The organism is Streptomyces sp. NPDC007917, assembly GCF_042959105.1.
In the GTDB taxonomy this organism is placed as follows: domain Bacteria; phylum Actinomycetota; class Actinomycetes; order Streptomycetales; family Streptomycetaceae; genus Streptomyces.
Map to the genome: position 1 here is coordinate 264,409 of NZ_JBIBKK010000011.1, position 24,128 is coordinate 288,536.

The following is a 24,128-nucleotide window of genomic DNA, read 5'->3' on the forward strand; positions in this document are numbered from 1 at the left end:
GGCCGTCAAAGCCTCGCCGCGATATTCCAGGTTGTACCCAAGGGTCGCTTATGCTCGAGGCATGATCGAGCCTCGCCATCTGAGGGTGCTGCGCGCCGTGGCCGCCACGGGCTCCTTCTCCGCGGCCGCCCGGGAGCTGGGCTGCACCCAGCCCGCCGTCAGCCAGCAGATGAAGGCCCTCGAACAGTCCACGGGCACGCCGCTGCTGATCCGTACGGGCCGGGAGATGCGGCTGACGCAGGCCGGCGAGGCGCTGGTGCGGCACGCGGCGGGGATCCTGGCCGGGCTGACCGCCGCCGAGGAGGAGGTCGCCGCGATCGCCGGGCTGCGGGCCGGCCGGGTGCGGCTGGCGTCCTTCCCCAGCGGCAGCTCGACGCTGGTGCCGACCGCGCTCGCCGAGATGCGCAAGGACTACCCGGGGACCCGGGTCTCGCTGGTGGAGGCCGAGCCGCCGCGCTCGGTGGAGCTGCTGCGCGCGGGCGACGTCGAGATCGCCGTGGCCTTCCGCTACCCGGAGGTCGAGCCGGCGGTGGCCGGCGCGGAGCCGGCGGCGGACGCGGAGGGGCCGGCCGGCCCGGCCGAGGGCCCGTGGGGCAAGGACGACCTGGTCGTACGGCCGCTGCTGAGCGACCGGCTGGTGGGTGTGGTGCCCGAGGCGCACCGGCTGGCGGGGGCCGGGGCGGTGGGCATCGGGGAGCTGGCCGAGGAGCCGTGGATCGCGGGGTGCCCGCGCTGCCGCAGGCATCTGGTGGACGTGTGCGAGGCGGCGGGCTTCACGCCCCGGATCGACTTCGCGACGGACGACTATCCGGCGGTGATCGGGCTGGTGGCGGCGGGGCTCGGGGTGGCGGTGCTGCCGGAGCTGGCGCTGGAGTCCGTACGGGCCAAGGGGGCCGCGATGGTGCAGGTGGAGCCGGCCGTGCGGCGGGAGGTCGTCGCGCTCACTCTGCCGGACCTCGCGCGGGTCCCGGCGGTGGCGGCGATGCTGGAGCGGCTGGAGTCGGCGGCGCGAGGCGAACCGCGGCCGTGACGGGCGGCTGAACGCGGGCGTCCAGGGGCGTCCGGGGGCGTCCACGGGACCGCTCGCGGCGGCGGCCGGGCCCACGGTCGGTGCCGATACGTTTCTTCAGTGTGTGGTGATCGCGGGCGCGATCAGGCGCCGGGAGCTCCGGCGCCCGAGGTGGCCACAGCCCGGTGGCGTGCCCGCCCCATGAGCTCCTCGCGTTCGTCCTCGGTCAGTCCGCCCCACACGCCGTACGGCTCACGAACCGCCAGCGCGTGCGCCGCGCACTCCGCGCGTACGGGGCATCGCATGCACACTTCTTTGGCTGACATCTCGCGTGCGCTGCGGGCAGCGCCGCGCTCTCCCTCCGGGTGGAAGAAGAGCGAGCTGTCGACCCCGCGACACGCGGCCAGGAGCTGCCAGTCCCACAGGTCGGCGTTCGGACCGGGAAGACGGGAGAAATCTGCCATTGCCTTATCTCCTCGAAGCGATCTGGTGCGGACGCTGTGTCCTGGGTCGTACACCTACTGTGTAAGTAGATGTAAATATGACTCATTGCGAATCTAGCCACAGAGACCGGCAAATTGGAAGCAAGGTCGCCAAATGCCATCGAAGAGGGCGGAAGTCGGGGTGAGGCGCGGCGGCCGCGATGAAGCAGCTCTGTGTCCGTTCCCTCACGTAGAGTGTCGAAGGTGGCCGCTGGACCCCGTAACTCTTTCGGGTGACCGTCGTTGAGAGTGCGGAGGCGGTTGATGGGTAAAGCTCTCGGACGGATGTCCGAGGCTGTCAATCGCACAGGTGACGATATGTACCAGCCTGGAGGCTCAAGGTGACGCGCATCAGCTGCGGAGGGCGGTCATGACATCCGTCCTCGTCTGCGACGACTCCCCGCTTGCCCGAGAGGCGCTGCGCCGCGCGGTGGCGACCGTGCCCGGCGTCGAGCGTGTGACGACGGCGGCCAACGGCGAGGAAGTCCTCCGCCGCTGGGGGGCCGACCGTTCGGATCTGATTCTGATGGACGTGCGGATGCCCGGCCTCGGCGGCGTCGAGACCGTGCGGCGGCTGCTCTCGGCCGACCCCGGCGCCCGGATCATCATGCTCACGGTCGCCGAGGACCTGGACGGCGTCGCGCTGGCCGTGGCCGCCGGCGCCCGTGGCTATCTGCACAAGGACGCCTCGCGCGCCGAGCTGCGCGCCACCGTGACCCAGGCGCTGGCCGACCCGACCTGGCGGCTGGCGCCGCGCCGGCTGCGCTCCGCCGAGATGGGCGCGGCGCCCACGCTCACCGCCCGCGAGATCCAGGTGCTGGAGGGCATGAGCCACGGCCGGTCCAACGCGGAGATCGGCCGTGAGCTGTTCCTGTCCGAGGACACCGTCAAGACCCACGCCCGGCGGCTGTTCAAGAAACTCGGCGCCTCGGACCGGGCCCACGCGGTGGCGCTCGGCTTCCGCTGGGGTCTGGTCCGTTAGTCCCGGCCCGGGCCCCGGCCAGGGGAAGCCGTAGCGCCAGAACGGGGGCACCTCCCAGCGGTGGCCGGGGAGGTAAAAGCCCAGAAAAAGGGGCCGACGGTCCCCGCCCGGCGGGTGGCGGGCGGGGCGAAGGGCGGCGGCTTATGTTGGTTCGCCGGGCGATGCCGCATCCTTGAAGGTGTGGAGTTCCTCGGGGACATGTCGGTCGGGCGTGAGGGGAGAGCGCAGGACGTGACGACAGCCGGCGCACCTGCTCATAACGCTTCAGCGCACAACTACGGACGCGGTGCCACGGAAGCCACGGCGCCAAGGCACCATGGACGGATGCGCGACGACGAGACCCAGGGGTCCCCGAAGGCCGGCGGCCCCGGGACCCAAGGGGCCATCGGCGCCCTTGTCCGGCGCGCCGCAGAGGGGGACGAGCGGGCCACCCACGATCTGCTCGCCCATGTGCATCCGCTCGCCCTGCGCTATTGCCGCACGCGCCTGTCGCGGCTGCCGGGCGACGCCCGCCATTTCGTGGACGACCTGGCGCAAGAGGTCTGCCTCGCGGTGTTGTGCGCGCTGCCGCGCTACCGCGACACCGGCCGGCCCTTCGAGGCGTTCGTCGTGGCCATCGCCGCGCACAAGGTCGCCGATCTGCAGCGCGCGGCCATGCGCCACCCGGGCAGCACGGCCGTGCCCTCGGACGAGATGCCGGAGCAGCCGGACGATTCGCTCGGCCCCGAGGAGCAGGCGCTGCTCAGCAGCGACGCCGAGTGGGCCAAGAAGCTGCTGGCGAATCTCCCGGAGCACCAGCGCGAGCTGGTGCTGCTGCGGGTCGCGGTCGGGCTGACGGCGGAGGAGACCGGGCAGATGCTCGGGATGTCGCCGGGGGCGGTGCGAGTGGCCCAGCATCGGGCCCTGAGCAGGCTGCGCGCGCTCGCCGAGCAGTAGTTTCGGCAGGCCACGGCGTTTTCCACAGGGAGGAATGGGGCACCAGTCGCGCCCGTTAGCATGGGAGTCCGCGCTGGGGCAAGACCATTGGAAGGGTGTCATGACTGTCAACGTCGACGGAGTGCCTGAGAAATTCGCGATGCTCGGGCTGACGTACGACGATGTGCTGCTGCTGCCGGGCGCCTCCGAGGTGCTGCCGAACGCGGTCGACACCTCGTCCAGGGTCTCTCGGAACGTCCGGGTGAATGTGCCGTTGCTGTCCGCCGCCATGGACAAGGTCACCGAGTCCCGGATGGCCATCGCCATGGCCCGTCAGGGCGGCGCCGGTGTGCTGCACCGCAATCTGTCGATCGAGGACCAGGCCAACCAGGTCGACCTGGTCAAGCGGTCCGAGTCCGGCATGGTGACCGACCCGATCACGGTCCGGCCGGACGCGACGCTGGCCGAGGCGGACGCGCTGTGCGGAAAGTTCCGGATCAGCGGCGTCCCGGTGACGGACGCGGCGGGCAAGCTGCTCGGCATCGTCACCAACCGTGACATGGCCTTCGAGACGGACCGGGGCCGTCAGGTCCGTGAGGTCATGACCCCGATGCCGCTGGTCACCGGCAAGGTCGGGATCTCCGGCGAGGACGCGATGCAGCTGCTGCGCCGCCACAAGATCGAGAAGCTGCCGCTGGTCGATGACGCGGGCGTGCTCAAGGGCCTGATCACCGTCAAGGACTTCGTGAAGGCCGAGAAGTACCCGCACGCGGCCAAGGACGCCGACGGGCGGCTGATCGTCGGTGCGGCGGTCGGCGTCGGGGACGAGTCGTACGACCGGGCGCAGGCGCTGGTCGAGGCCGGGGTGGACTTCCTCGTGGTCGACAGCGCCCATGGCCACAGCCGGGGCATCCTCGACATGATCGCCAAGCTGAAGTCCAACATCAGGGTCGATGTGGTGGGCGGCAATGTCGCCACCCGGGACGGCGCCCAGGCGCTGATCGACGCCGGGGTGGACGGGGTCAAGGTCGGCGTCGGGCCGGGCTCGATCTGCACCACCCGGGTGGTCGCGGGCATCGGTGTGCCGCAGGTGACGGCGATCTTCGAGGCCGCGCGGGCGTGCCATGCGGCCGGGGTGCCGCTGATCGGCGACGGCGGCCTGCAGTACTCGGGCGATATCGCGAAGGCGATCGCGGCGGGCGCGGACACGGTCATGCTGGGCAGCCTGCTGGCCGGGTGCGAGGAGTCCCCGGGCGAGATGGTGTTCATCAACGGCAAGCAGTTCAAGTCCTACCGGGGCATGGGTTCGCTGGGCGCGATGCAGTCGCGCGGCCAGGCCCGCTCGTACTCCAAGGACCGCTACTTCCAGGACAATGTGCTCTCCGAGGACAAGCTGGTGCCCGAGGGCATCGAGGGCCAGGTGCCCTACCGGGGCCCGCTCGCCTCGGTGGCCCACCAGCTCGTGGGCGGTCTGCGGGCGTCGATGGGGTATGTCGGCTCGGCGAATGTGGCGGAGCTCAAGGAGAAGGGCCGTTTTGTGCGGATCACGGCGGCCGGGCTCAAGGAGAGCCACCCGCACGACATCCAGATGACGACCGAGGCGCCCAACTACTCCTCTCGTTAGCGCGTACGAAGGGGCAGGGATACTGGGACGGCAGACCTGAAGAGCGAAAGGCACCCACGTGACTGAGATCGAGATCGGGCGCGGCAAGCGCGGCCGCAGGGCGTACGCGTTCGACGACATCGCCGTTGTGCCGAGTCGTCGTACCCGGGACCCCAAGGAGGTCTCAATCGCCTGGCAGATCGACGCCTACCGCTTTGAGCTGCCGTTCCTCGCCGCCCCGATGGACTCGGTGGTCTCGCCGAAGACCGCGATCCGCATCGGCGAGCTGGGCGGTCTCGGGGTCCTCAACCTCGAGGGCCTGTGGACCCGGTACGAGGACCCGGAGCCGCTGCTCGCGGAGATCGCCGAGCTGGACGAGCAGACCGCGACGCGGCGCATGCAGGAGATCTACGCCGCGCCGATCAAGGAAGAGCTGATCGGACAGCGCCTGAAGGAGGTGCGCGACTCGGGCGTGGTGACGGCCGCCGCGCTCTCCCCGCAGCGCACCGCGCAGTTCTCCAAGGCCGTCGTGGACGCCGGGGTCGACATCTTCGTGATCCGGGGCACCACGGTCTCGGCCGAGCATGTCTCCGGCGCCGCCGAGCCGCTGAACCTGAAGCAGTTCATCTATGAGCTGGACGTCCCGGTCATCGTGGGCGGCTGTGCCACCTACACCGCCGCCCTGCATCTGATGCGGACGGGCGCGGCCGGTGTGCTGGTCGGGTTCGGCGGCGGCGCCGCGCACACCACGCGCAATGTGCTGGGCATCCAGGTGCCGATGGCGACCGCCGTCGCCGATGTCGCCGCCGCCCGCCGGGACTACATGGACGAGTCCGGCGGCCGGTATGTGCATGTGATCGCCGATGGCGGCGTCGGCTGGAGCGGCGATCTGCCCAAGGCCATCGCCTGCGGTGCGGACGCGGTGATGGTGGGCTCGCCGCTGGCGCGGGCCACGGACGCGCCGGGCCGGGGCCACCACTGGGGCATGGAGGCCGTGCACGACGAGGTGCCGCGCGGCAAGCGGATGAACCTGGGCACGGTGGGCACCACGGAGGAGATCCTGCTGGGCCCCTCCCACACCCCCGACGGCTCGATGAACTTCTTCGGCGCCCTGCGCCGGGCGATGGCCACGACGGGCTACTCGGAGCTCAAGGAGTTCCAGCGGGTCGAGGTCACGGTGGCGCCCTCGCAGCACGACAAGCGCTGAGCGCTCAGCAGAAACGGGTTGGCCCCGACCGCGATGCGGTCGGGGCCAACCCGTTTGGTGGCGCGCTCAGCGCTTGCGCGCCATCGGCGTCAGCGGTTGCTGAGGCGGTAGGCGGTGGAGACCGCCGCGATCGGGGACAGCGCCATGAAGATCCAGGTCACGGCGTCGGCGTCGTCCTTCCAGGCGTCGAACAGGCTGGGGGAGGACTGGCCGCCCGACTCGAACACAGGCGAGTTGAAGTGGCTGAAGAAGATCTCGTTCGCGGACAGCGGCTCAATGCCGGCGGCGCTGAGCTCCTTCTCGAAGTTGCCGAACCAGTCGCTCATGACCATCGCGTAGCCGTACACCTCGCCGATGAACACCGCCACCAGGGCCAGAATGGCGCCGACCACCCACAGCGCGGGGTTGCGGCCGCCCAGCTTGGCGATGACGAAACCCACGAGCGCGCCGACGGCGACACCGGCGTAGGCGAACTGGGTGATCTTCGGCTCCTGGCCGTCCGTGTCGGCCAGCGCGCTCAGCAGGAAGGCGTAGAGGAACGCGCCGACCAGAGCGGCGACGACGGCGGCGAGGACGGCGACCGCGGGGTTGCCCTGGCGGCCGGCCGGCGGCGCCGGCGGCGGGAAGCCGCCCGCGAACTGCGGCTGCTGCTGCGGGCCGCCGAACTGCGGCTGCGGCTGCGGCGGCTGGGCCGGGTAGCCGTAACCACCGGGCTGCTGGGGCGGCTGCGGCTGCTGAGGCTGCTGCCAGTTCTGGCTCATGGAGATCCCCCGGGGATGAAGGTGATGATCCGCACTCCGGGGATTTCTGCTGATGGGAGCGCGGACGAAGAGTTCGAGCCATAAAACTAACAGCCGGGCACGACAATCAGACAAGTCGTGTCTGTCGTCCGTGACACGCCTGCGACCGGACAGAGACAACCTGTCCGTCCTTATGGTGATTTGACAGCCACTAATCCGTGACGTGTTTGTCGTCGAGGTAACTCTCCACCCCTGTAAACGGCGCAGCGTCCGATGGCGTTCCGCTGCGGGGTCTCCCTCCTGTCACATGATCATGAACGCACGGTAGCAGTGGTCGCGCCGCGCGAGGGCGCGTGCCCGATCGGCATCGGCGGCGGACAAGAATCCGGCATAAGCAATAATGTCAACTTATGGCGCAGAACAAGACGTTCACGGGACGTGATGTCGGTATCGACCTCGGCACGGCGAACACCCTGGTGTACGTACGGGGCAGGGGAATCGTGCTCAATGAGCCGTCAGTCGTCGCGGTCAGCACGACGGACGGGAGCGTGCTGGCGGTCGGCTCCGAGGCGAAGGAGACCATAGGGCGTACCCCCTCCAACATCGTCGCCGTCCGCCCGTTGCGGGACGGGGTCATCGCCGACTTCGAGATCGCCGAACGGATGCTGCGGCACTTCATCAGGAAGGTCACCGGCGGCCGCCGGCTCTCCCGCCCCCGCGTCGTGGTGTGTGTGCCCTCCGGCATCACGGGCGTCGAGCGGCGCGCGGTCACGGAGGCCGCCTCACAGGCCGGGGCGCGCCAAGTGCATCTGATCGAGGAGCCGATGGCGGCGGCGATCGGCGCGGGGCTGCCGGTGAGCGATCCGACCGGCTGCATGGTCGTCGACGTGGGCGGCGGCACGACCGAGGTGGCCGTGGTCTCGCTGGGCGGCATCGTCACCGCCCGCTCGGTGCGCATGGCGGGCGATGCGATGGACGCCGCGATCGCCACGCATGTGAAGAAGCGGTACGCCCTGGCGATCGGGGAGCGGACCGCCGAGGAGATCAAGGTGAGCATCGGCTCCGCCACCCCGGTCAGCGCCTGGTCCGCGCCCGGCGGCGGGTCCTCCGTCCGGCGGCCTGAGCGGAATGTGGAGGTGGTGTCCGCCGCCCGGGGCGGCGAGCGCCTTTCGCCCGGCAAGCCCGACAAGCTCGACAAGGGCGACGGACTCGACAAGGCCGCCGACCCGGAGCAGACGCAGACGCTGCAGCCGCCGGACCGCTGCACCATCCGCGGCCGCGACCTGGTCACCGGATTGCCGAAGGTTCTGGAGCTGACGGCGGAGGAAGTGCGGCACGCGCTCGCCGAGCCCGTGGACAGCATCATCGCGGCGGTGCGGTCCACCCTGGACGAGACCCCGCCGGAGCTGGCGGGCGACATCATGGACCGGGGCATCGTGCTGACCGGGGGCGGGGCGCTGCTGCGCGGCCTCGACGTCCGGCTCAGCCGCGAGTTGGACATCCCGGTGCTGGTGGCCGACGCCCCGCTGGACTGTGTGGCCCTCGGCACCGGCCGCTGCGTCGAGGACTTCGCGTCGCTGCGCACGGTGCTGGACGCCCGGCCCCGGGGGCTGGCCACCGCGCGGGGCTGACGCCGGGTCCGGGGAGGCCCGCTCGGGCGGGGCCCTTGGACGTGCGGCAGGGGCCCGCCCGTGGTGGTCTGGTGACACCGCGTCCGCCCACGGGGGCGGTACGGACCGACGTCGAGGTGGCGGTAGTGGCACGCGACGGGAGATGTGCGCGAGCGATCGTCGCGGTGGTCGCCGCCCTGAGCGCGGTCCTGAGCGCGGCCCTGGTCAGGCCGGCCCTGTCGCCGGTAGCGGCGGCGGCCGGGCCCTCGTACGAGAACTCCCGCGCCACCCCGTCCCGCCCCGGCCATGGCCCCGGTCGTGGGCCCGTTCACGGTCACGGCCGCGTCGGCGGTCACCGGGGCTCGTACGCCGTGACCGTCCGGCTGGCGTCCATGAGCCCAGCCGTCCTGCGGCGCCAGGACGGCTGGCTCACGCTCAGCGGTACCGTGGTCAACCACTCGCGGTACCGCGTCACCGGCGCGCATGTGGGCGTGCGGACCGGACCGGTGGCGCTCGGCACGCGCAGCGGCCTGGCCGTCGCGGCGGGGCGCACCGACCTCACCCGGGCGGACGGCGAGGAGATCTCCGGCCGCGTCCACCGGCTCCCCTCCCTCGCCCCCGGCGCCGGCCGCGACTTCCGGCTGCGGGTTCCGGCGGCGGAGCTGGGGACGGGCGGCGCGGGGGCGTACGGGCTGACGGTGGACGTGGCCCGCGCGGACGGGTCCGTCCTCGGGCTGACCCGTACCTTTCTGCCGGTCTATCCGGAGGGCATGGCGTACGAGCCGCTGCGCACCACCGTGCTGTGGCCGATCACCGACACCCCGCGCATGGAGGCGCTGACCGTGCGCACCCCGGGCAGCGTGCGGCCGGTGTTCCGCGATGACGCGCTGGCCGCCGCGTTCGCCGAGGGCGGGAGGCTGCGGCGGCTGGTCGAGACGGGCGCGCGGCTGCCGGTGACCTGGGTGGTGGACCCGGACCTGGTGGCGCAGGCGCGGGCGATGGCGGACGGCTACCGGGTGGCCCGCACCCCCGGCGCCACCGATCCCCGGCACACCACCGAGGGCAGGGGCGGGCGGGCGGCGGAGGCCTGGCTGGCCGCGCTCAGGCGGGCGGTGCACGGCCAGGACGTCGTCGCGCTGCCGTACGCGGACCCCGACCTGGCCTCGCTCGCGCGCGGCGGGCGCGACGGCGACGCGCTGGCGGGGCTGCTGCGCCGGGCGTCCCGGGCGGGCAGGGACGTGGTGGACCGGGAGCTGGACACCGCCGCCCGCGCCGATGTGGCCTGGCCGACGGGCGGCGCGGTGGACGCCGGGATCGCCGGTTACGCCGAGCGGCTCGGCCTGACGACGGTGCTGGCCTCCGGTGACGGGGTGCGCCGCTCCTCCGGCGCGCTGGTCACCGCCGGGGCCACGGACGACCGCGCGGTCGCGCTCGGCGAGCGGATGACCGCCCTGACGTACGACTCGACCGTCGCCTCGCTGCTGGCCCAGAGCCGGCCGGGCGCGGGAGCGGCCGGCGCGCCGCTCCTGCTGAGGCTGCGGCAGCGGCTGCTCGCGGAGAGCCTGACGGCCGTACGGGAGCTGCCGTACGCGCCGCGCGCCCTGACCGTCGTCCCTCCGCGCCGGATGTCGGCCGGGGCGGCGCGGGCGGTGTCCGAGGCGGTGTCCGAGGGGCTGGGGGCGGGCTGGCTGGAGCCGTCCCGGCTGGAGGAGGCGGCGCGCGACCCGGAGCCGGGGGAGCTGCGTGAGGCCGGGGGCTACCCGGTCGCGCTGCGCGCCTCCGAGCTGCCCGCCCGCTCGCTGGCGGTGGTCGCCCGGGACCAGCGGCGGCTGAGCACCCTCTCGAAGGTGCTGTCCGATCCTCGGGGCACCACGGCCTCCGCGCACGCCGCGATGGCGCGCGCGGTCTCCACGAGCTGGCGCGGGGACCCGGCGGGCGGGCGCTCGTACCGGCGCGGTGTGAGCCGCTATCTGTCCGCCTCGATCGGCTCGGTCCGGCTGGTGCCCAAATCGACGGTGACGGTCGCCGGACAGTCCGCGACCATCCCGGTCACGGTCGACAACGGGCTGCAGCAGGACCTCACCGGAGTGGAGCTGCGGGTGGCCTCCAGCCGGCCGGAGCGGCTTGGCGCGGTCGACCGGGCGGTCGGGGTGCGGGCGTCGCGGGCGGTCAGCCGTACGGTACGGGTCCGGGTGCGGGCGCACGCCAACGGGCCGGTGCGGCTCACCGCCCAGCTCTACACCAGCTCCGACGGCAGGCCCTGGGGCCATCCGATCACCTTCACGGCCGATGTCCGCTCGGTGCCCTCGGGGGCGGTGGCGTTCGTGGCGGGCGGGGTGGGGCTGATGATGCTCGCCGCGGCGTTCCGGCTGCGCCGGGCGCGTGCGCGCGGGGGTGAACCGCCGCGCCGTACCGGCCACCGGCCCTGAGCCGCCGGGCGTACGGGGGTGACGCGGGTTTACGGGCGCGGCGGCTCAGAGCCGGTACGCCGCGGGGCTCGGAGCCGGTAGCCGGTACGGCGCGGGGCTCGGAGTACGGCTCAGAGCCGGTACGCCGTGCCCGCCGGGCTCGCACCGCGCGTGTCCAGCAGCAGCTGCGCCTTCACGGCCAGGCCCTGCAGGTCGTAGCTGCGGTGGTGCTGCAGCAGCACGGTCAGGTCCGCGTCGGCCACCGCCTCGTACAGCGCGTCCGCGCGCGGCACCGGCCGGCCGAGCACCCGCCACCGCGCCACGAACGGATCGTGGAAGCTGAGCTGAGCGCCCAGCTCCATCAGCCGGGAGGCGATCTCGCGGGCCGGTGCGCCCTCCTGATCGCCCACATCGGGCTTGTAGCTCACCCCGAGCAGCAGCACCCTGGCCCCCCGCGCCGACTTCCCGTGCTCGTTGAGCAGGGCCGCGCAGCGCCGGGTGACATAGCCCGGCATCCGCCCGTTGACCTGCTGCGCCAGCTCCACCATGGCCAGCGGACGGCCGGGGCCGCGCCCGCCGTACGGCGGGCAGTCCGAGGCGATCGGCACGCCGTGGCCGCCGACGCCGGGCCCCGGCCGGAAGGCCTGGAAGCCGAACGGCTTGGTCTCGGCGCAGCGGATCACGTCCCACACGTCGACGCCGAGGTCCTGGCAGAACATCGCCATCTCGTTGACCAGGGCGATGTTGACGTGCCGGTAGTTGGTCTCCAGGACCTTGACGGTCTCGGCCTCGCGCGGGCCCCGGGCGCGTACGACCTTCTCGGAGAGCCGGCCGTAGAACGTGGCGGCCGCCTCGGTGCAGGCGGGGGTCAGCCCGCCGATGACCTTGGGGGTGTTGGCGTAGCCGTACGCGCGGTTGCCGGGGTCGAGCCGGCCGGGGGAGTAGGCGAGGTGGAAGTCGCGCCCGGCCCGCAGCCCGGAGCCGTCCTCCAGGATCGGCCGCAGGAATTCTTCGGTGGTGCCGGGGTACACGGCGGACTCGAGCACGACGGTGGTGTGCGGGCGCAGTTGCGCGGCCAGCGCGCGGGCGGCCTCGCCCACCGCCGACAGGCCCGCCGTCCGGTCCGCGCCGAGCGGGGTCGGGGCGCAGATCACGGCGGTGTGGACGCGGCCGAGCTCGGCGGGATCGCTGGTGGTCCGGAAGCCGCCGGCGGCCATCCGGCGCAGATCGGCGGCCGACAGCGCGCCGTCCCAGGCCCCGGACGGCAGCCTGCCCGCGCGCAGGTCGGCGGCCGCGCCGGGGTCGGGGTCATAGCCGAGGGTGCGGACGCCGGCGGCGGTGGCGGCCTGGACGAGGGGGATGCCGAGGTGGCCGAGTCCGATGACGGCGAGATCTGCGGGCATGACTTCGTGCCGACCTTTCCGAGGCGATTCCGGATGGCGCAGAATAGCGCGAAATGGCATGAATGCAGACTAAGCGGAAATATGACTCGTATTCAGTATTGATGGGTGGTGTTGGGGTGCGGTGTTGCGGCGCGCCGTTACGGACAGGGCCCGGCGCCGACTGCGCACCGGCATGGCGTGACGGAGGGAAAGCCAGGAAAATCGTTCACGAACGTTGTGATCTCGATCACCGTCTCGATCACCACGGGAGGCAGCGGTGAGGACACCGACACTGGGGCCGGCCGAGCGCCGCGAGGCACTGGCCCGGATGGCGGACCAGGAGCTGGACGTGCTGGTCGTGGGCGGCGGGGTGGTCGGGGCCGGGACCGCCCTGGACGCCGTCACCCGGGGCCTGGAGACCGGCCTGGTCGAGGCGCGGGACTGGGCGGCCGGCACCTCCAGCCGGTCCAGCAAGCTGATCCACGGCGGTCTGCGCTATCTGGAGATGCTGGACTTCGCCCTCGTCCGGGAAGCGCTGAAGGAGCGCGGGCTGCTGCTGCAGCGGCTCGCCCCGCACCTGGTCAAGCCGGTGCCGTTCCTGTATCCGCTCAAGCACCGCGCCTGGGAGCGCCTGTACGCGGGCACCGGCGTGGCGCTGTACGACGGCATGTCGCTCTCCTCCGGGCACGGCCGCGGGCTGCCCGGGCACCGCCATCTGACCCGGCGGCGTGCGCTGCGGGTCGCGCCCTGTCTGCGGAAGGACGCCCTGGTCGGGGCGTTGCAGTACTACGACGCCCAGATGGACGACGCGCGTTTCGTCACCACGCTGGTGCGCACCGCCGCCTCCTACGGCGCCCATGTCGCCAACCGGGCGCGGGTGGTGGGGTTCCTGCGGGAGGGAGAGCGCATCGTCGGTGCCCGGGTGCGCGACATGGAGACCCCGTCGGGCGAGGAGGGCGCCGATGTCGAGATCCGCGCCCGCCAGGTGGTGAACGCCACCGGGGTGTGGACGGACGAGACACAGGCGCTCGTCGGGGAGCGGGGCCAGTTCCACGTACGGGCGTCCAAGGGCATCCACCTCGTCGTGCCCAAGGACCGGATCCACTCCACGACCGGGCTGATCCTGCGCACCGAGAAGAGCGTGCTGTTCGTGATCCCATGGGGCAGGCACTGGATCATCGGCACCACCGACACCGACTGGGCCCTGGACAAGGCCCATCCGGCCGCGTCGAGCGCCGATATCGACTATCTGCTGGAGCATGTCAACGAGGTGCTGGCGGTCCCGCTCAGCCGCGCCGACGTCCAGGGCGTGTACGCCGGGCTGCGCCCGCTGCTGGCCGGCGAGTCGGACGCCACCAGCAAGCTCTCGCGCGAGCACACGGTCGCGCATGTCGCGCCGGGCCTGGTGGTGGTCGCGGGCGGCAAGTACACCACGTACCGGGTCATGGCCAAGGACGCGGTGGACGAGGCGGTGCACGGGCTCGACCAGTGGGTCGGCCCCTGCGTCACCGAGGAGGTGCCGCTGGCCGGCGCCGTGGGCTACCAGGCGCTGTGGAACGCGCGGGCGCGCATGTCCCGGCGCACCGGGCTGCACGTGGCCCGCGTCGAGCACCTGCTGAACCGATACGGCTCGCTCGCCGAGGAGATCGTGGAGCTGATCGCCGAGGACCCCTCCCTGGGCGAACCGCTCGCCTACGCCGACGACTATCTGCGCGCCGAGATCGTCTACGCCGCCTCCCACGAGGGCGCCCGGCACCTGGACGACGTCCTGACCCGGCGCACCCGCATCTCGATCGAGACCTTCGACCGGGGCACCCGCTGCGCGCGGGAGGCCGCCGAGCTGATGGCGCCGGTGCTGGGCTGGGGGGCGGAGCAGACCGACAAGGAGGTCCAGCACTACGAGAAGCGGGTCGAGGCGGAGCGCGAGTCACAGCTCCAGCCGGACGACCTGACGGCGGACGCGGCCCGGCTGGGGGCGCCGGACATCATCCCGCTCTGAGCTCTGAGCTCTGAGCTCTGAGTGCTGAGAGACGGCTTGCGGGGTGCGCGCGGCGCGTCAGGTGCGGCAGAACTCGGCCTTGAGGAGGTCCCGCCCGGCCGCGGAGGGCGGGCTCGCGTCGCTGTTGAGGCGGTAGACCAGCACATGGCGGCCGCCCGGGGTGGCGACGGCCTGGACGTAGGAGCCGCTGATCCGGCCGTTGTGCCCCCACAGCGTCACCCCGCAGGACAGCCGCACCGGGAAGAGGCCCATCCCGTACCACCCGTCGGAGGCGGTGGTGTCGCGCATCCGCCGCAGCGCCGCCGGCCGCAGCACATCGCCGCGCAGCAGTGCGGCGTAGAAGCGGGCCAGGTCGTCGAGGGTGGAGATCGCCTCGCCCGCGGCGCCCGCCGAGGACGGGTCGAGGTCGGTGACGTCGCGGAAGGCGCGGTCGTGGGGCGTGCCGTCGCGGGGCGTCCGGCCGCGGGGCGTGCGATGGCGGCGGGCGCCGTCTTGGGCAACGTAGGCGCGGCCGTGCGGGGCGGGGAGCGTGGTGCGGGCGCCGGGGAAGGACGTGCCGCGCAGGGCGAGCGGGGTGAGCACGCGGCGCCCGGTCTCGGCGGCGTAGGGGCGGCCGGTGACGCTCTCGACGACCAGGCCCAGCAGGACGTAGTTGGTGTTGGAGTAGTGCCACCCGGTGCCGGGCGTGAACCGCGGGCGGTGGGCGACGGCGACGCGTACGAGCTGCCGTGGCGTCAGGGGGGAGGCGCCCGGCGGGCCGGACAGCCGACGGGCCACGCGCTGGTCGCCGGCGAAGTCGAACAGACCGCTGGTATGGGTGAGAAGCTGCCGGAGGGTGATCTTCCGGCCGTCGTTGCCATGGCCGCGCACCAGCCCCGGAAGGTGCTCCTCGACCGTGTCGCCCAAGCCGAGCCGTCTCTTTTCGGCCAACTGCAGGATGACCACCGCGACGAAGGTCTTGGTGATGCTGCCCGCGCGGAAGCGGTCGCTTTGGTGAATTCGCCGGCCGGTGCGCACATCCGAGAGCCCCGCCGAGGCGAAGCGCGTCCCTCCGTCGTCCAGGGCGAGCGCGGCGGCGCCCGGTGCCCGGCCCTCGGCCGCCAGCCGCCCTACGGCCGCGCGCAGGGCCGTCTCGGGGTTCCGTCCGCCGGAGTGCCGGACCGTCGCCGCGCCGGGCGCGGGGGCCGCGCCGGGGTCCGCCGGGGCGCCGCAGCCCGGGATCGCGGCGCCCAGGAGCGCCGCCATCGCGAGCGCCGCCGCCCACCCGCGGCCCCGCCTCGTCCGCCCCGGGGCGCGGATCGGCATCTGGGAGCCCTTTCGTCGGCTGTTCGTCGGATTTCTTCGGGTTTCCCCAGGTCTCGTCGGCCTTCCTCAGGCCTCTTCGGGTTTTCGTTCGGCCGCGAACCCCCAGATGTTCGCAGGTGTGGCCGCGGCCGCCACGCCCGGCCCCGTACCCCGGGACTTCCCCCGGTCCGCGGATGAGAGACAATGGGGGCTCTCCCAGGGTGGGTTCAGGGCGGGTTGATTTGCAGAGGGGACGCATGTCGGAGGCGGAGCGGACGCAGGGCTCGACCGGGCGCCTCCTCGCCGGGCGGTACCGGCTCGGGGAAGTTCTCGGCCAGGGCGGGATGGGCACGGTCTGGCGGGCGAGTGACGAAACGTTGGGTCGCACCGTCGCGGTCAAGGAACTGCGCTTCCCGTCGAGCGTCGACGAGGACGAGAAGAGACGGCTCATCACCCGTACGCTGCGTGAGGCGAAGGCGATCGCCCGCATCCGCAGCAACGGCGCCGTCACGGTCTACGACGTGGTGGACGAGGACGACCGCCCCTGGATCGTCATGGAGCTCATCGAGGGCCGCTCGCTCGCCGACGTCGTACGGGACGACGGCCCGCTCACCCCGCGCCGCGCCGCCGAGGTGGGGCTCGCCGTCCTCGATGTGCTGCGCGCCGCGCACCAGGCGGGCATCCTGCACCGCGACGTGAAGCCGTCCAACGTCCTCATCTCCGACGACGGCCGCGTCGTGCTCACCGACTTCGGCATCGCCCAGGTCGAGGGCGACCCGTCCGTCACCTCGACCGGCATGCTCGTCGGCGCGCCCTCCTACATCTCGCCCGAGCGCGCCCGCGGCCACAAGCCCGGGCCGCCGGCCGACCTGTGGTCGCTGGGCGGCCTGCTGTACGCGGCGGTGGAGGGCGTGCCGCCGTACGACAAGGCCACCGCCATCGCGACGCTCACCGCGGTGATGACCGAGCCCGTCGAGCAGCCCAAGAACGCGGGCGTGCTGGAAGAGGTCATCTACGGGCTGCTCACCAAGGACCCCGAGCAGCGGCTCGACGACGCGGGCGCGCGGGCGCTGCTGAACCAGGCGCTGGACGCCCCCGACGAGGGGCGGTCGAAGGCCGCGGCGGCCAACGCGACCCGCACCATGTCCCTGCCGCCCGCTCCGCCCGAGGACGCCCCCGCGGCGTCCGACGCGGCCTCGGAGCGGGTGCGCGGCGCGCTGCGCTCCGTACGGAAGGCCTCGGCCGCGTCGGCCGGTGCCGCCGCCGGTTCGGGTGGGTCGGGGGCATCGGCCGACTCGGCGGCCTCCGCCGCGAAGAAGGCCCCGGACGGCCGGCCCGCCAAGGCGGCCAAGTCCGCCAAGGCCAAGGCGGCCCCCGCCGCGGGCTCCTCGGGTTCCGCGGACTTGGGGGGCCCGCCCGCCCCGCAGCCGCCGCGCGCCCCGCTGACGGACGTGGTGCCCAGGCGCACACTGGTGATCATCGCGGTGATCGTGGCGCTCGCGGTCGTCGGCACGGTGCTCGCCATCGCGCTGAGCGGCGGCGACGACGGCGGTGACCAGGGCAAGTCCGGTAACCGTGGAACGGCTTCGGCCGGTGCGAGCGGTGACACGAAGGACGGGGAGGATTCCGGCAACCAGTCCAGCCAGTCCTCCACCCAGTCCCCGGACGCGCAGACGTCCACCGACAAGCCGGCGGACGACGCGACCAAGGGCGGGTCCGGCAGCTCGGACGACGACGGCGACGACGACGGCAACAAGGGCAAGGGCGGTGGGGACGGCAAGGGCTCGCTCCCGGACGGGTACGAGACCGTCAAGAGCTCCGACTTCCCGTTCACCATGGCGATGCCCAAGGGCTGGAAGGTCCACGCGGGGACGTACGGCGGCAGCCGGATTTACTACGGCGGTTCCGGCATCCCCCGGATTCAGGTCGACTTCACCGACTCCCCGAAGGCGGACGCGGCGGCGGAGTGGCGCAAGAGCGAGCCCGCCGTGAGCAGGACCACGCCGGGGTACAAGCTGATCGGCATAGAGTCGGTCAAATGGCACGGCTACCCCACGGTCGCCGACTGGCAGTTCGAGCGCGACAAGGACGGCAAGCGGGTCCGGGTGCTCAACCGCGGCTTCAGGGCGGACAGCAGCCACGGCTTCGCCATAGTGATCATGTGCGAGAAGAGCAAGTGGGACGAGAAGGAGTGCAAGACGCTCCGCGAGACCGCGTTCGACACCTTCGACATCACGGACTGAGCACTCCGGTCGGCACGGCGCGCCCCGGGCACGTATCGTGAGAGGCCGCGAACCGTACGCAGCGGCAAGCGCGGGCAAAACGCCCCTGATTGACGGTTTCGTGCGGTGCGGATGAGGGTGTGGATCGCGCGCTCGGGGAGGCGTCGTGGACGAATACGCGGGTCGGGTTCTCGCCGACCGCTATCGCCTGCCCCTGCCGCCGGCCGATGAGTACGAACTCGCCGAGACCCGCGCCTTCGACACCTACAGCGGGCAGGAAGTCCACCTCCGGCAGATACCGCTGCCGGAGACCGTCGACGCGGAGGTCGTCGGCGACGACGGGCGCTACGGGGCGGGCGGCCCCGGGGCTCCGTACCGGGGGGCCTCAGGGCCGCGTACGAACGGGATGGGCCGCGGCGGCCGTTCCGGCGGCGCCGACCCGGCGGTGCGCCGCGCCATCGAGGCGGCGACGGCTGCCGCGCAGGTGCCGGACCACCCGCGGCTCGACCAGGTCTTCCACGTCTTCGTGGAGGCCGGGAGCCTGTGGATCGTCAGCGAACTGGTCGCCGGCCGGCCGCTGGCCGCGCTGCTCGCGGAGCGGACGCTGTCCCCGTACCGCGCCGCCGAGCTCGCCCACGACATCCTCACCGCGCTGCGCGCCCTGCACGCCGACGGCTGGATCCACCGCAACATCACCGCCCGGACCGTCCTGGTCTGCGACGACGGACGCGCCATGCTCACCGGGCTGGCGGCGGGCGCCGCGGAGGAGGCGCTGTGCGGATACGACCCGGTGCCCCGGCCGTCGTCCGGCCAGGGCGAAGGGGCTGACGCGGCCGACTGGCCGGAGCGGGGCGGGCGTTCCGCCCCGGCGGAGGCGGTCGGCGCCGAGGCCGAGGCCGGCGGCGGCGAGGGCGGGGGCCCGGCCGTCGAGCGGCGTTCCGGCGAAGGCGGCGCTCTGCCTCCCGGCGGTCCCACGGCCCGCCAGGCGCCGCCGCTGTACCGCGACCAGGGCGCGGCGGGCGGCTTCCCAGCGCCGCGCGATCCGGGTGTGCGGGGTGTGCCGGGCGCGGCGGGTGCCTCAGGTGCGGAGCCGGGCGAGGGCGAGCCGCGTCCCGGCCCGGCGGGCGGGTTCCCCGGGCCGCGCGGCGCGCTCGAACAGCCCGTCCCGGGCCCCGCGTTGCGGCTGCCCCCCGGCTCGGAGTGGCGGCCCGCCGAGCGCCAGGAAGGCGAGCGGACGGACGGCCCGAACGGCCTGAGCGGCCCCAACGGCCTGAGCGGCCCGAACGGTGCGAACGGTGCGAGCGGCCTGAGCGGTGCGAACGGCACGCACGGCGGCGGGCCGGGCGTCCCAGGAGCGCGGCCGGGCGAACCGGCCCCCGGCGACCCGCAGGGCCCCGCCGGGCGCGCCGCACGGGCCAGCGCGATCGCCGCCTACGCGGCGGGCGCCCGCGCCGCCGCGCGGGCGAACGTCGAGGGCTCCGCGCCCCGGAGCGCGCCCCCCGGCGCGGCCGACGGCCTGAGCGGCCCCGCCGCCGAGCGCGCGGAAGGCGCTCCGCGCCCCGCGCCCGACGCCAACGGTGCCGCCCCGGGCCTAGTCCCGTACGCCGACAGGAACCCGAGCGGGAATCCGGACCCGTACGCCGACCCGAGTCGGCAGGCCGACCGTGATTCCGGCGCGGCCCCGCACCGGCAGGGCGACCGGCACCCGCACGGGGCCCCGGCTCCGTACGCCGGCCCGGACCCGAACCAGTCGGCGGCCCCGCACCCCCATGCCGACCTCGACCCGAACCGGCAGCCGGACCTGGGCACTCGGGCCGATGGGAGCGCGGGCCCGGCCTCGAACCGGCCCGGCCGGCACCCGCACGCGACCCGGGCGCTGTACATCGACCCGGGCCGTCCGGACGCCCCGAACGGGGCCCCGGCCTCCGATCTGCGGGGGGTTCTGGGCCCGTACGCCGACCCGGCCCCGGCCTCCGACCGGCAGGCGCCCCGGGCGCCGTACGCCGCCCCGGACCGCACCGCCCCCGGCGGCGCCCCCCGTCCCACGGGGCCCGGCGCGGGCTCGTGGGACGACGACGGCCCGGCCGCCCATGGCGCGCGGCGCGGGCCCGCGACCGCGCTGGCCGCCGAGCGCGCGCGGCAGGCGCGGATCGTGGTGGTGGGGGCCGTCACCGAGCGGTGGGCGCCCGAGCAGGCGGTCCCGGTCCACGAGAACTGGCGGCTGGCGCCCCCCGTCGGCCCGGCCGCCGACCTGTGGGCGGTGGGCGTGCTGCTCTTCCGCGCCGTACAGGGCCACGCCCCGTACCCGGAGGAGAGCGCCGCCGAGCTGGTGCAGCTGGTGTGCTCCGAGGCGCCCGCGTACGCGGAGGAGTGCGGTCCGCTGCGCCCCGTCGTCGAGTCGCTGATGCGCCAGGACCCCACCGAGCGCCCGGACTTCGAGGAGCTGCGCGGCTGGCTGCGGTCGCTGATCCGCTCGGCGCCGGAGCCGGACGTGGGCAGCAGCACGGTCACGGTGCCGTCGATAGGGCCGGGTGGGCCGTCCGACCCGCGGCGGCTGCCCATCGTGCGCCGCCGCGGCTGGCTGGTGCGCAGGGGCCGGGCGGGCGGTGCGCCGGTCGCCGCCCACGCGCGGCACAAGCGGGGCAAGCAGCCGGGCGAGCGCCGCCCGCGCAGGCTGGGGCGGGTGCTGCTGACGCTGATACTGCTGGCTCTGGCGGCGGCGGTGCTGTACGCGATGATGTTCATGCCGCGGGCCGACGAGAAGAACGGCCAGGGCCGTACGGGCACGGCGGGCGCGCAGAGCGACGCGCCGAGCGCCTCGCGGGAGCCGTCGCCGCGGGATCCGCGGAACACGAGCGGCGGCGAGGCGGGTTCGGGCACCTCCTCGCCGGACGACCAGCAGGCGCAGTCGACGCCGCCCGCGGGCCTGGCGAAGGGCTTCGCGGTGCGCAAGGACCCCAAGGGGTTCAAGGTCGCTGTGCACGAGAGCTGGACCCGGCGCGGCGAGAACTCCCGCGGCCAGATCCGCTACATCGGCGGCGACTTCGAACTGGTCGTGGTGGCCGGGCGGGACAAGGAGTCCGAGTTCGGCGCCGACCCCATGGCCTACCAGCAGAACAAGGAGCCCGAGCTGGCCGCCTTCCGCTCCTCCTCCTGGGCCTCGTCCTCCGGGCTGCGCCGGATCGACGTGGGGCGGACGGCGATGGCCGAGGGGGAGTTCAGCTGGCGGGACAGCAGCGGGCGCAATGTGTACGCCCGCAATCTGGCGATGCTCATCGACGGCCGGTACCACGTCGTCCTGGTCATCGGCCCAGCCGACGAGCGCCGCGCGGTCGCCCGCTACTTCGAGCAGGCGACGGCGACGTACAGCACGACCGGCTGAACCATAAGGGCGCGCTTTAGGCGAACCGCTCCCGCAGCTTGTACTTGAGCACCTTGCGGAGCGTGTCGTTGCGCGGCAGCGCGTCGACGACTTCGAGCCGTTCGGGCAGCTTGTGGACGGACAGCCCTTGGGCGCGCAGATACCCGGTCGCGGCCTCAAGGGTGAGCGGTTCCGCGCCGGCGGGCTGTTCGACGACCGCGCACACCAGCTCGCCGCGCTCGGCGTCCGGCAGTCCGATCACGGCCACATCGCCGACGTCGGGGTGCTCGTAGAGCAGTTGCTCGATCTCCTTCGCGGAGATGTTCTCGCCCTTACGGATGATGACGTCCTTGGCCCGGCCGGTGAGGACGAGATGCCCCTCCTCGGTGAGGTGCCCGAGGTCGCCGGTGATGAGGAAGCCGTCGGCGTCGAACGCCTCGCGGGTCTGGGCCTCGTCCAGATACCCGGCGCAGACAGCCTCGCCGCGCAGCCGCACCTCGCCGTCCGCCCCTGAGGGCAGCGATTTTCCGTCCCGGTCCACGATGCGGATCTCCATGTCCGCTGGCGGCCGCCCTTCGGTGGTCGCGAGGTGGTGGGGGGTGTCGTCGGGCGCGCCCATGGTGATCATCGGGACTTCGGTCATGCCGTAGCCGTGGGTGAGCTGGCAGCCCAGCTCGCGGACGACCTCGTAGTACAGCTCGGGCGGCTTGGGGGCGCCGCCGCCGGCCAGCAGCCGCAGGGTGGGGATGAGCTTGTGGGCGGGGTCCTTGCGCTGTTCGGCCAGGAACATCGAGTAGAAGGCGGTGCTGCCGCCCGCGACCGTGACCTTGTGCCGCCGGTACGCGGCGAGCGAGGCGGGCAGCGCGAAGTGCTCGAGCAGCACGGCGGGGAAGCCGTACATCAGCAGCATCACGGTGTAGTCGGGTCCCGCCACATGGGCGTACGGAAAGGCCATGGAGCCGATGTCGTCCGGGCGCAGCCGCAGCGCGTGGCCCAGGCAGGCCCCGGCGGCGATGAGGCTGCGGTCGGTGTGCAGGACGCCCTTGGGCTCGGAGGTGGTGCCGGAGGTCCAGTAGATCCAGCGGACGGCGGTCCCGTCCGTGGGCGGCGGGGGCAGCGGCACGGCGTCCGGATCGGCCTCGGGGAGGGTGTCGTACGCCTCGAAGACCAGGGGTGGTTCGGGCAGCCGCGCGGCGAGGCGGTGGGCCATCGCGGTGTGGTCGAAACCGCGCCGGCGGCCGGGGACGGCGAGGAAGCGGGCGCCGGAGGCGCGCAGCGCGAAGCCGACCTCCCGGTCGCGGTAGAAGGGGATGAGCGGGGTCTGCACGGCGCCCAGGCGGGCCAGGGCCATGCTCAGGACGACCGTTTCGATGCGGGTGGGCAGCTGCCAGGCGACGCGGCTGCCGGGGCGCACCCCCATCCCGTACAGCCCGGCCGCGGTGCGTTCGGCGCGGGCGCGCAGCGCGCGGAAGGTCAGCCGCCGGTCGTCGCGGGCGGAGGCGGCGGCCTGCAGGAGGGCGGGGGCGTCGGGGGTGAGCGCGGCGCGCCGCTCGACCAGTTCCCACAGCGTCGCCGATGCGCCGAGCTCCTGTGCGGTGCCGGATTCCTGCGCGGTGTCGGTCATGCGGGACCTCCAGCTGACGCCTAGTCAGATTGTGCGGGAAGCGTAGGGCTCGGTGCCTTGTCGGTCCAGAGTCCGCGGGGCTAGCCTTGCCATTTATCTGACGTAGCGTCAGAAAAGCTGGCCGAGGGGGGCGCGGATGGACCTCGACTACACGGAGGCGGAGGAGGACTTCCGCCGGCGGCTGCGCGCCTGGCTCGCCGACGCCCTGCCCCGGCTTCCCGGTCCCCCCGACCCCGCCGACTGGCCCGGCCGCCGCGCCTACGACTGCGGCTGGCAGCGCGCGCTGTACGACGCGGGGTACGCCGGGCTGCACTGGCCGGAAGACGCCGGCGGCCAGGGGGCGACCCCCACCCAGCACCTGATCTTCCTGGAGGAGACCGAACGGGCCGGGGCGCCCTATGTGGGCGCCAACTTCGTCGGTCTGCTGCACGCGGGCCCCACCATCGCCGCCGAGGGCGACGCGGAGCAGCGGGCGCGCTGGCTGCCGCCGATCCTGCGCGGGGAGGAGGTCTGGTGCCAGGGCTTCTCGGAGCCGGAGGCCGGTTCCGACCTGGCCTCGCTGCGCACCAGGGCGGTGCGCGACGGCGACTCCTATGTCGTCACCGGCAGCAAGATCTGGACCTCGCACGCCGAGGTCGCCGACTGGTGCGAACTCCTGGTCCGCACCGCGCCGGTGGGCGACGGGGCGGCCAAGCACCGGGGGATCTCCTGGCTGGCGATGCCGATGGACGCCCCGGGGGTCACCGTACGGCCGCTGCGCACCCTCGCCGGGACCGCGGAGTTCGCCGAGGTGTTCCTGGACGAGGTGCGGGTGCCGGTCGCCAACCGGATCGGGGCGGAGAACGACGGCTGGCGCGTGACCATGGTGACCCTCTCCTTCGAGCGCGGCACCGCGTTCGTGGGGGAGGTGGTGGCCTGCCGCCGGGTGCTGGAGGCCCTGGCGCGCGAGGCGAAGGCCAACGGGCGGTGGGACGACCCGGTGCTGCGCCGCAGGCTGGGGCGGCTCGCGGCCGAGTTCGCCGCGCTGTGGCGGCTCACCCAGTGGAACGTGAGCGAGGCACAGCGCACCGGCGGGGTGCCGGGCGCCGGCGGCTCGGTCTTCAAGCTGCGCTATTCGCATATGCGGCTGGAGCTGTACGACGCGGCCGCCGAAGTGCTGGGCGCGGGGGCGCTGGACGCCGACCACGCGTGGGTGGCGGACCGGCTGTCCTCGCTCTCGTACACCATCGCGGCGGGCACCTCCCAGATCCAGCACAACATCGTCGCCGAGCGCATCCTCGGCCTGCCGAAGGGACGGTGA

Annotated in this window: 16 protein-coding genes; 11 read left to right on the forward strand and 5 right to left on the reverse strand. The window is 73.6% G+C overall.

The annotated features are described in order from the left end of the window. The first annotated feature begins 61 nt into the window (after nucleotides 1–61). On the forward strand, nucleotides 62–1,030 hold the full coding sequence (locus ACFZDL_RS23980; protein WP_353592372.1) for a LysR family transcriptional regulator: 969 nt from the start codon (nucleotides 62–64) through the stop codon (nucleotides 1,028–1,030). A gap of 122 nt (nucleotides 1,031–1,152) precedes the next feature. On the opposite strand, the gene ACFZDL_RS23985 is transcribed toward ACFZDL_RS23980, so the two are convergent. Next, a complete protein-coding gene (locus ACFZDL_RS23985) occupies nucleotides 1,153–1,473 on the reverse strand; it encodes a WhiB family transcriptional regulator (RefSeq protein ID WP_014178839.1) in 321 nt (106 codons plus the stop codon). A 388-nt stretch (nucleotides 1,474–1,861) separates the two neighbouring features. Here ACFZDL_RS23985 and ACFZDL_RS23990 point away from each other — a divergent pair, with 388 nt between their 5' ends. The 4 genes from ACFZDL_RS23990 (at nucleotide 1,862) to ACFZDL_RS24005 (ending at nucleotide 6,198) form a co-directional block, all read left to right on the forward strand. After that, nucleotides 1,862–2,473, forward strand: a complete 612-nt coding sequence (locus ACFZDL_RS23990; RefSeq protein WP_003948568.1) for a response regulator transcription factor — start codon at nucleotides 1,862–1,864, stop codon at nucleotides 2,471–2,473. A 324-nt stretch (nucleotides 2,474–2,797) separates the two neighbouring features. Next, nucleotides 2,798–3,409, forward strand: coding sequence for a sigma-70 family RNA polymerase sigma factor (locus tag ACFZDL_RS23995; protein WP_346173333.1), 612 nt, complete (start codon nucleotides 2,798–2,800; stop codon nucleotides 3,407–3,409). Nucleotides 3,410–3,509: 100 nt separating this feature from the next. Beyond that, nucleotides 3,510–5,012, forward strand: a complete 1,503-nt coding sequence (guaB, locus tag ACFZDL_RS24000) for an IMP dehydrogenase (RefSeq protein WP_353592373.1) — start codon at nucleotides 3,510–3,512, stop codon at nucleotides 5,010–5,012. 58 nt (nucleotides 5,013–5,070) lie between these two features. Continuing rightward, nucleotides 5,071–6,198 carry a GuaB3 family IMP dehydrogenase-related protein gene (locus tag ACFZDL_RS24005; RefSeq protein WP_014178842.1) on the forward strand — a complete coding sequence of 376 codons (1,128 nt, stop codon included), beginning with the start codon at nucleotides 5,071–5,073 and terminating at the stop codon, nucleotides 6,196–6,198. Between the two features lie 89 nt (nucleotides 6,199–6,287). On the opposite strand, the gene ACFZDL_RS24010 is transcribed toward ACFZDL_RS24005, so the two are convergent. Next, nucleotides 6,288–6,959: a hypothetical protein gene (locus tag ACFZDL_RS24010; protein ID WP_353592374.1), complete on the reverse strand. Its 672-nt coding sequence runs from the start codon at nucleotides 6,957–6,959 to the stop codon at nucleotides 6,288–6,290. 389 nt (nucleotides 6,960–7,348) lie between these two features. On the opposite strand from ACFZDL_RS24010, the gene ACFZDL_RS24015 reads away from it, so the two are divergent. Both ACFZDL_RS24015 and ACFZDL_RS24020 read left to right on the forward strand, forming a co-directional pair. Beyond that, complete coding sequence (locus ACFZDL_RS24015; RefSeq protein ID WP_353592375.1) at nucleotides 7,349–8,569, forward strand: rod shape-determining protein; 1,221 nt, start codon at nucleotides 7,349–7,351, stop codon at nucleotides 8,567–8,569. A gap of 125 nt (nucleotides 8,570–8,694) precedes the next feature. Next, a complete protein-coding gene (locus tag ACFZDL_RS24020) occupies nucleotides 8,695–10,977 on the forward strand; it encodes a DUF6049 family protein (RefSeq protein WP_353592376.1) in 2,283 nt (760 codons plus the stop codon). Between the two features lie 110 nt (nucleotides 10,978–11,087). On the opposite strand, the gene ACFZDL_RS24025 is transcribed toward ACFZDL_RS24020, so the two are convergent. Further along, nucleotides 11,088–12,359, reverse strand: coding sequence for a nucleotide sugar dehydrogenase (locus ACFZDL_RS24025; RefSeq protein WP_353592377.1), 1,272 nt, complete (start codon nucleotides 12,357–12,359; stop codon nucleotides 11,088–11,090). 256 nt (nucleotides 12,360–12,615) lie between these two features. On the opposite strand from ACFZDL_RS24025, the gene ACFZDL_RS24030 reads away from it, so the two are divergent. Then, the gene (locus tag ACFZDL_RS24030) at nucleotides 12,616–14,337 is read left to right on the forward strand and encodes a glycerol-3-phosphate dehydrogenase/oxidase (protein WP_353592378.1); all 1,722 of its coding nucleotides are present in this window, start codon (nucleotides 12,616–12,618) and stop codon (nucleotides 14,335–14,337) included. Between the two features lie 57 nt (nucleotides 14,338–14,394). Here ACFZDL_RS24030 and ACFZDL_RS24035 read toward each other — a convergent pair whose 3' ends face one another. Continuing rightward, on the reverse strand, nucleotides 14,395–15,642 hold the full coding sequence (locus tag ACFZDL_RS24035; RefSeq protein WP_353592379.1) for a serine hydrolase domain-containing protein: 1,248 nt from the start codon (nucleotides 15,640–15,642) through the stop codon (nucleotides 14,395–14,397). Nucleotides 15,643–15,878: 236 nt separating this feature from the next. Here ACFZDL_RS24035 and ACFZDL_RS24040 point away from each other — a divergent pair, with 236 nt between their 5' ends. Next, entirely contained in the window at nucleotides 15,879–17,864 is a 1,986-nt protein-coding gene (locus ACFZDL_RS24040; RefSeq protein WP_353592380.1) for a protein kinase, read from the forward strand. A gap of 145 nt (nucleotides 17,865–18,009) precedes the next feature. Continuing rightward, a complete protein-coding gene (locus tag ACFZDL_RS24045) occupies nucleotides 18,010–21,225 on the forward strand; it encodes a protein kinase (protein WP_353592381.1) in 3,216 nt (1,071 codons plus the stop codon). Between the two features lie 16 nt (nucleotides 21,226–21,241). On the opposite strand, the gene ACFZDL_RS24050 is transcribed toward ACFZDL_RS24045, so the two are convergent. After that, nucleotides 21,242–22,828: an AMP-binding protein gene (locus ACFZDL_RS24050; protein WP_353592382.1), complete on the reverse strand. Its 1,587-nt coding sequence runs from the start codon at nucleotides 22,826–22,828 to the stop codon at nucleotides 21,242–21,244. A 136-nt stretch (nucleotides 22,829–22,964) separates the two neighbouring features. On the opposite strand from ACFZDL_RS24050, the gene ACFZDL_RS24055 reads away from it, so the two are divergent. Then, nucleotides 22,965–24,128, forward strand: coding sequence for an acyl-CoA dehydrogenase family protein (locus ACFZDL_RS24055; protein WP_353592383.1), 1,164 nt, complete (start codon nucleotides 22,965–22,967; stop codon nucleotides 24,126–24,128).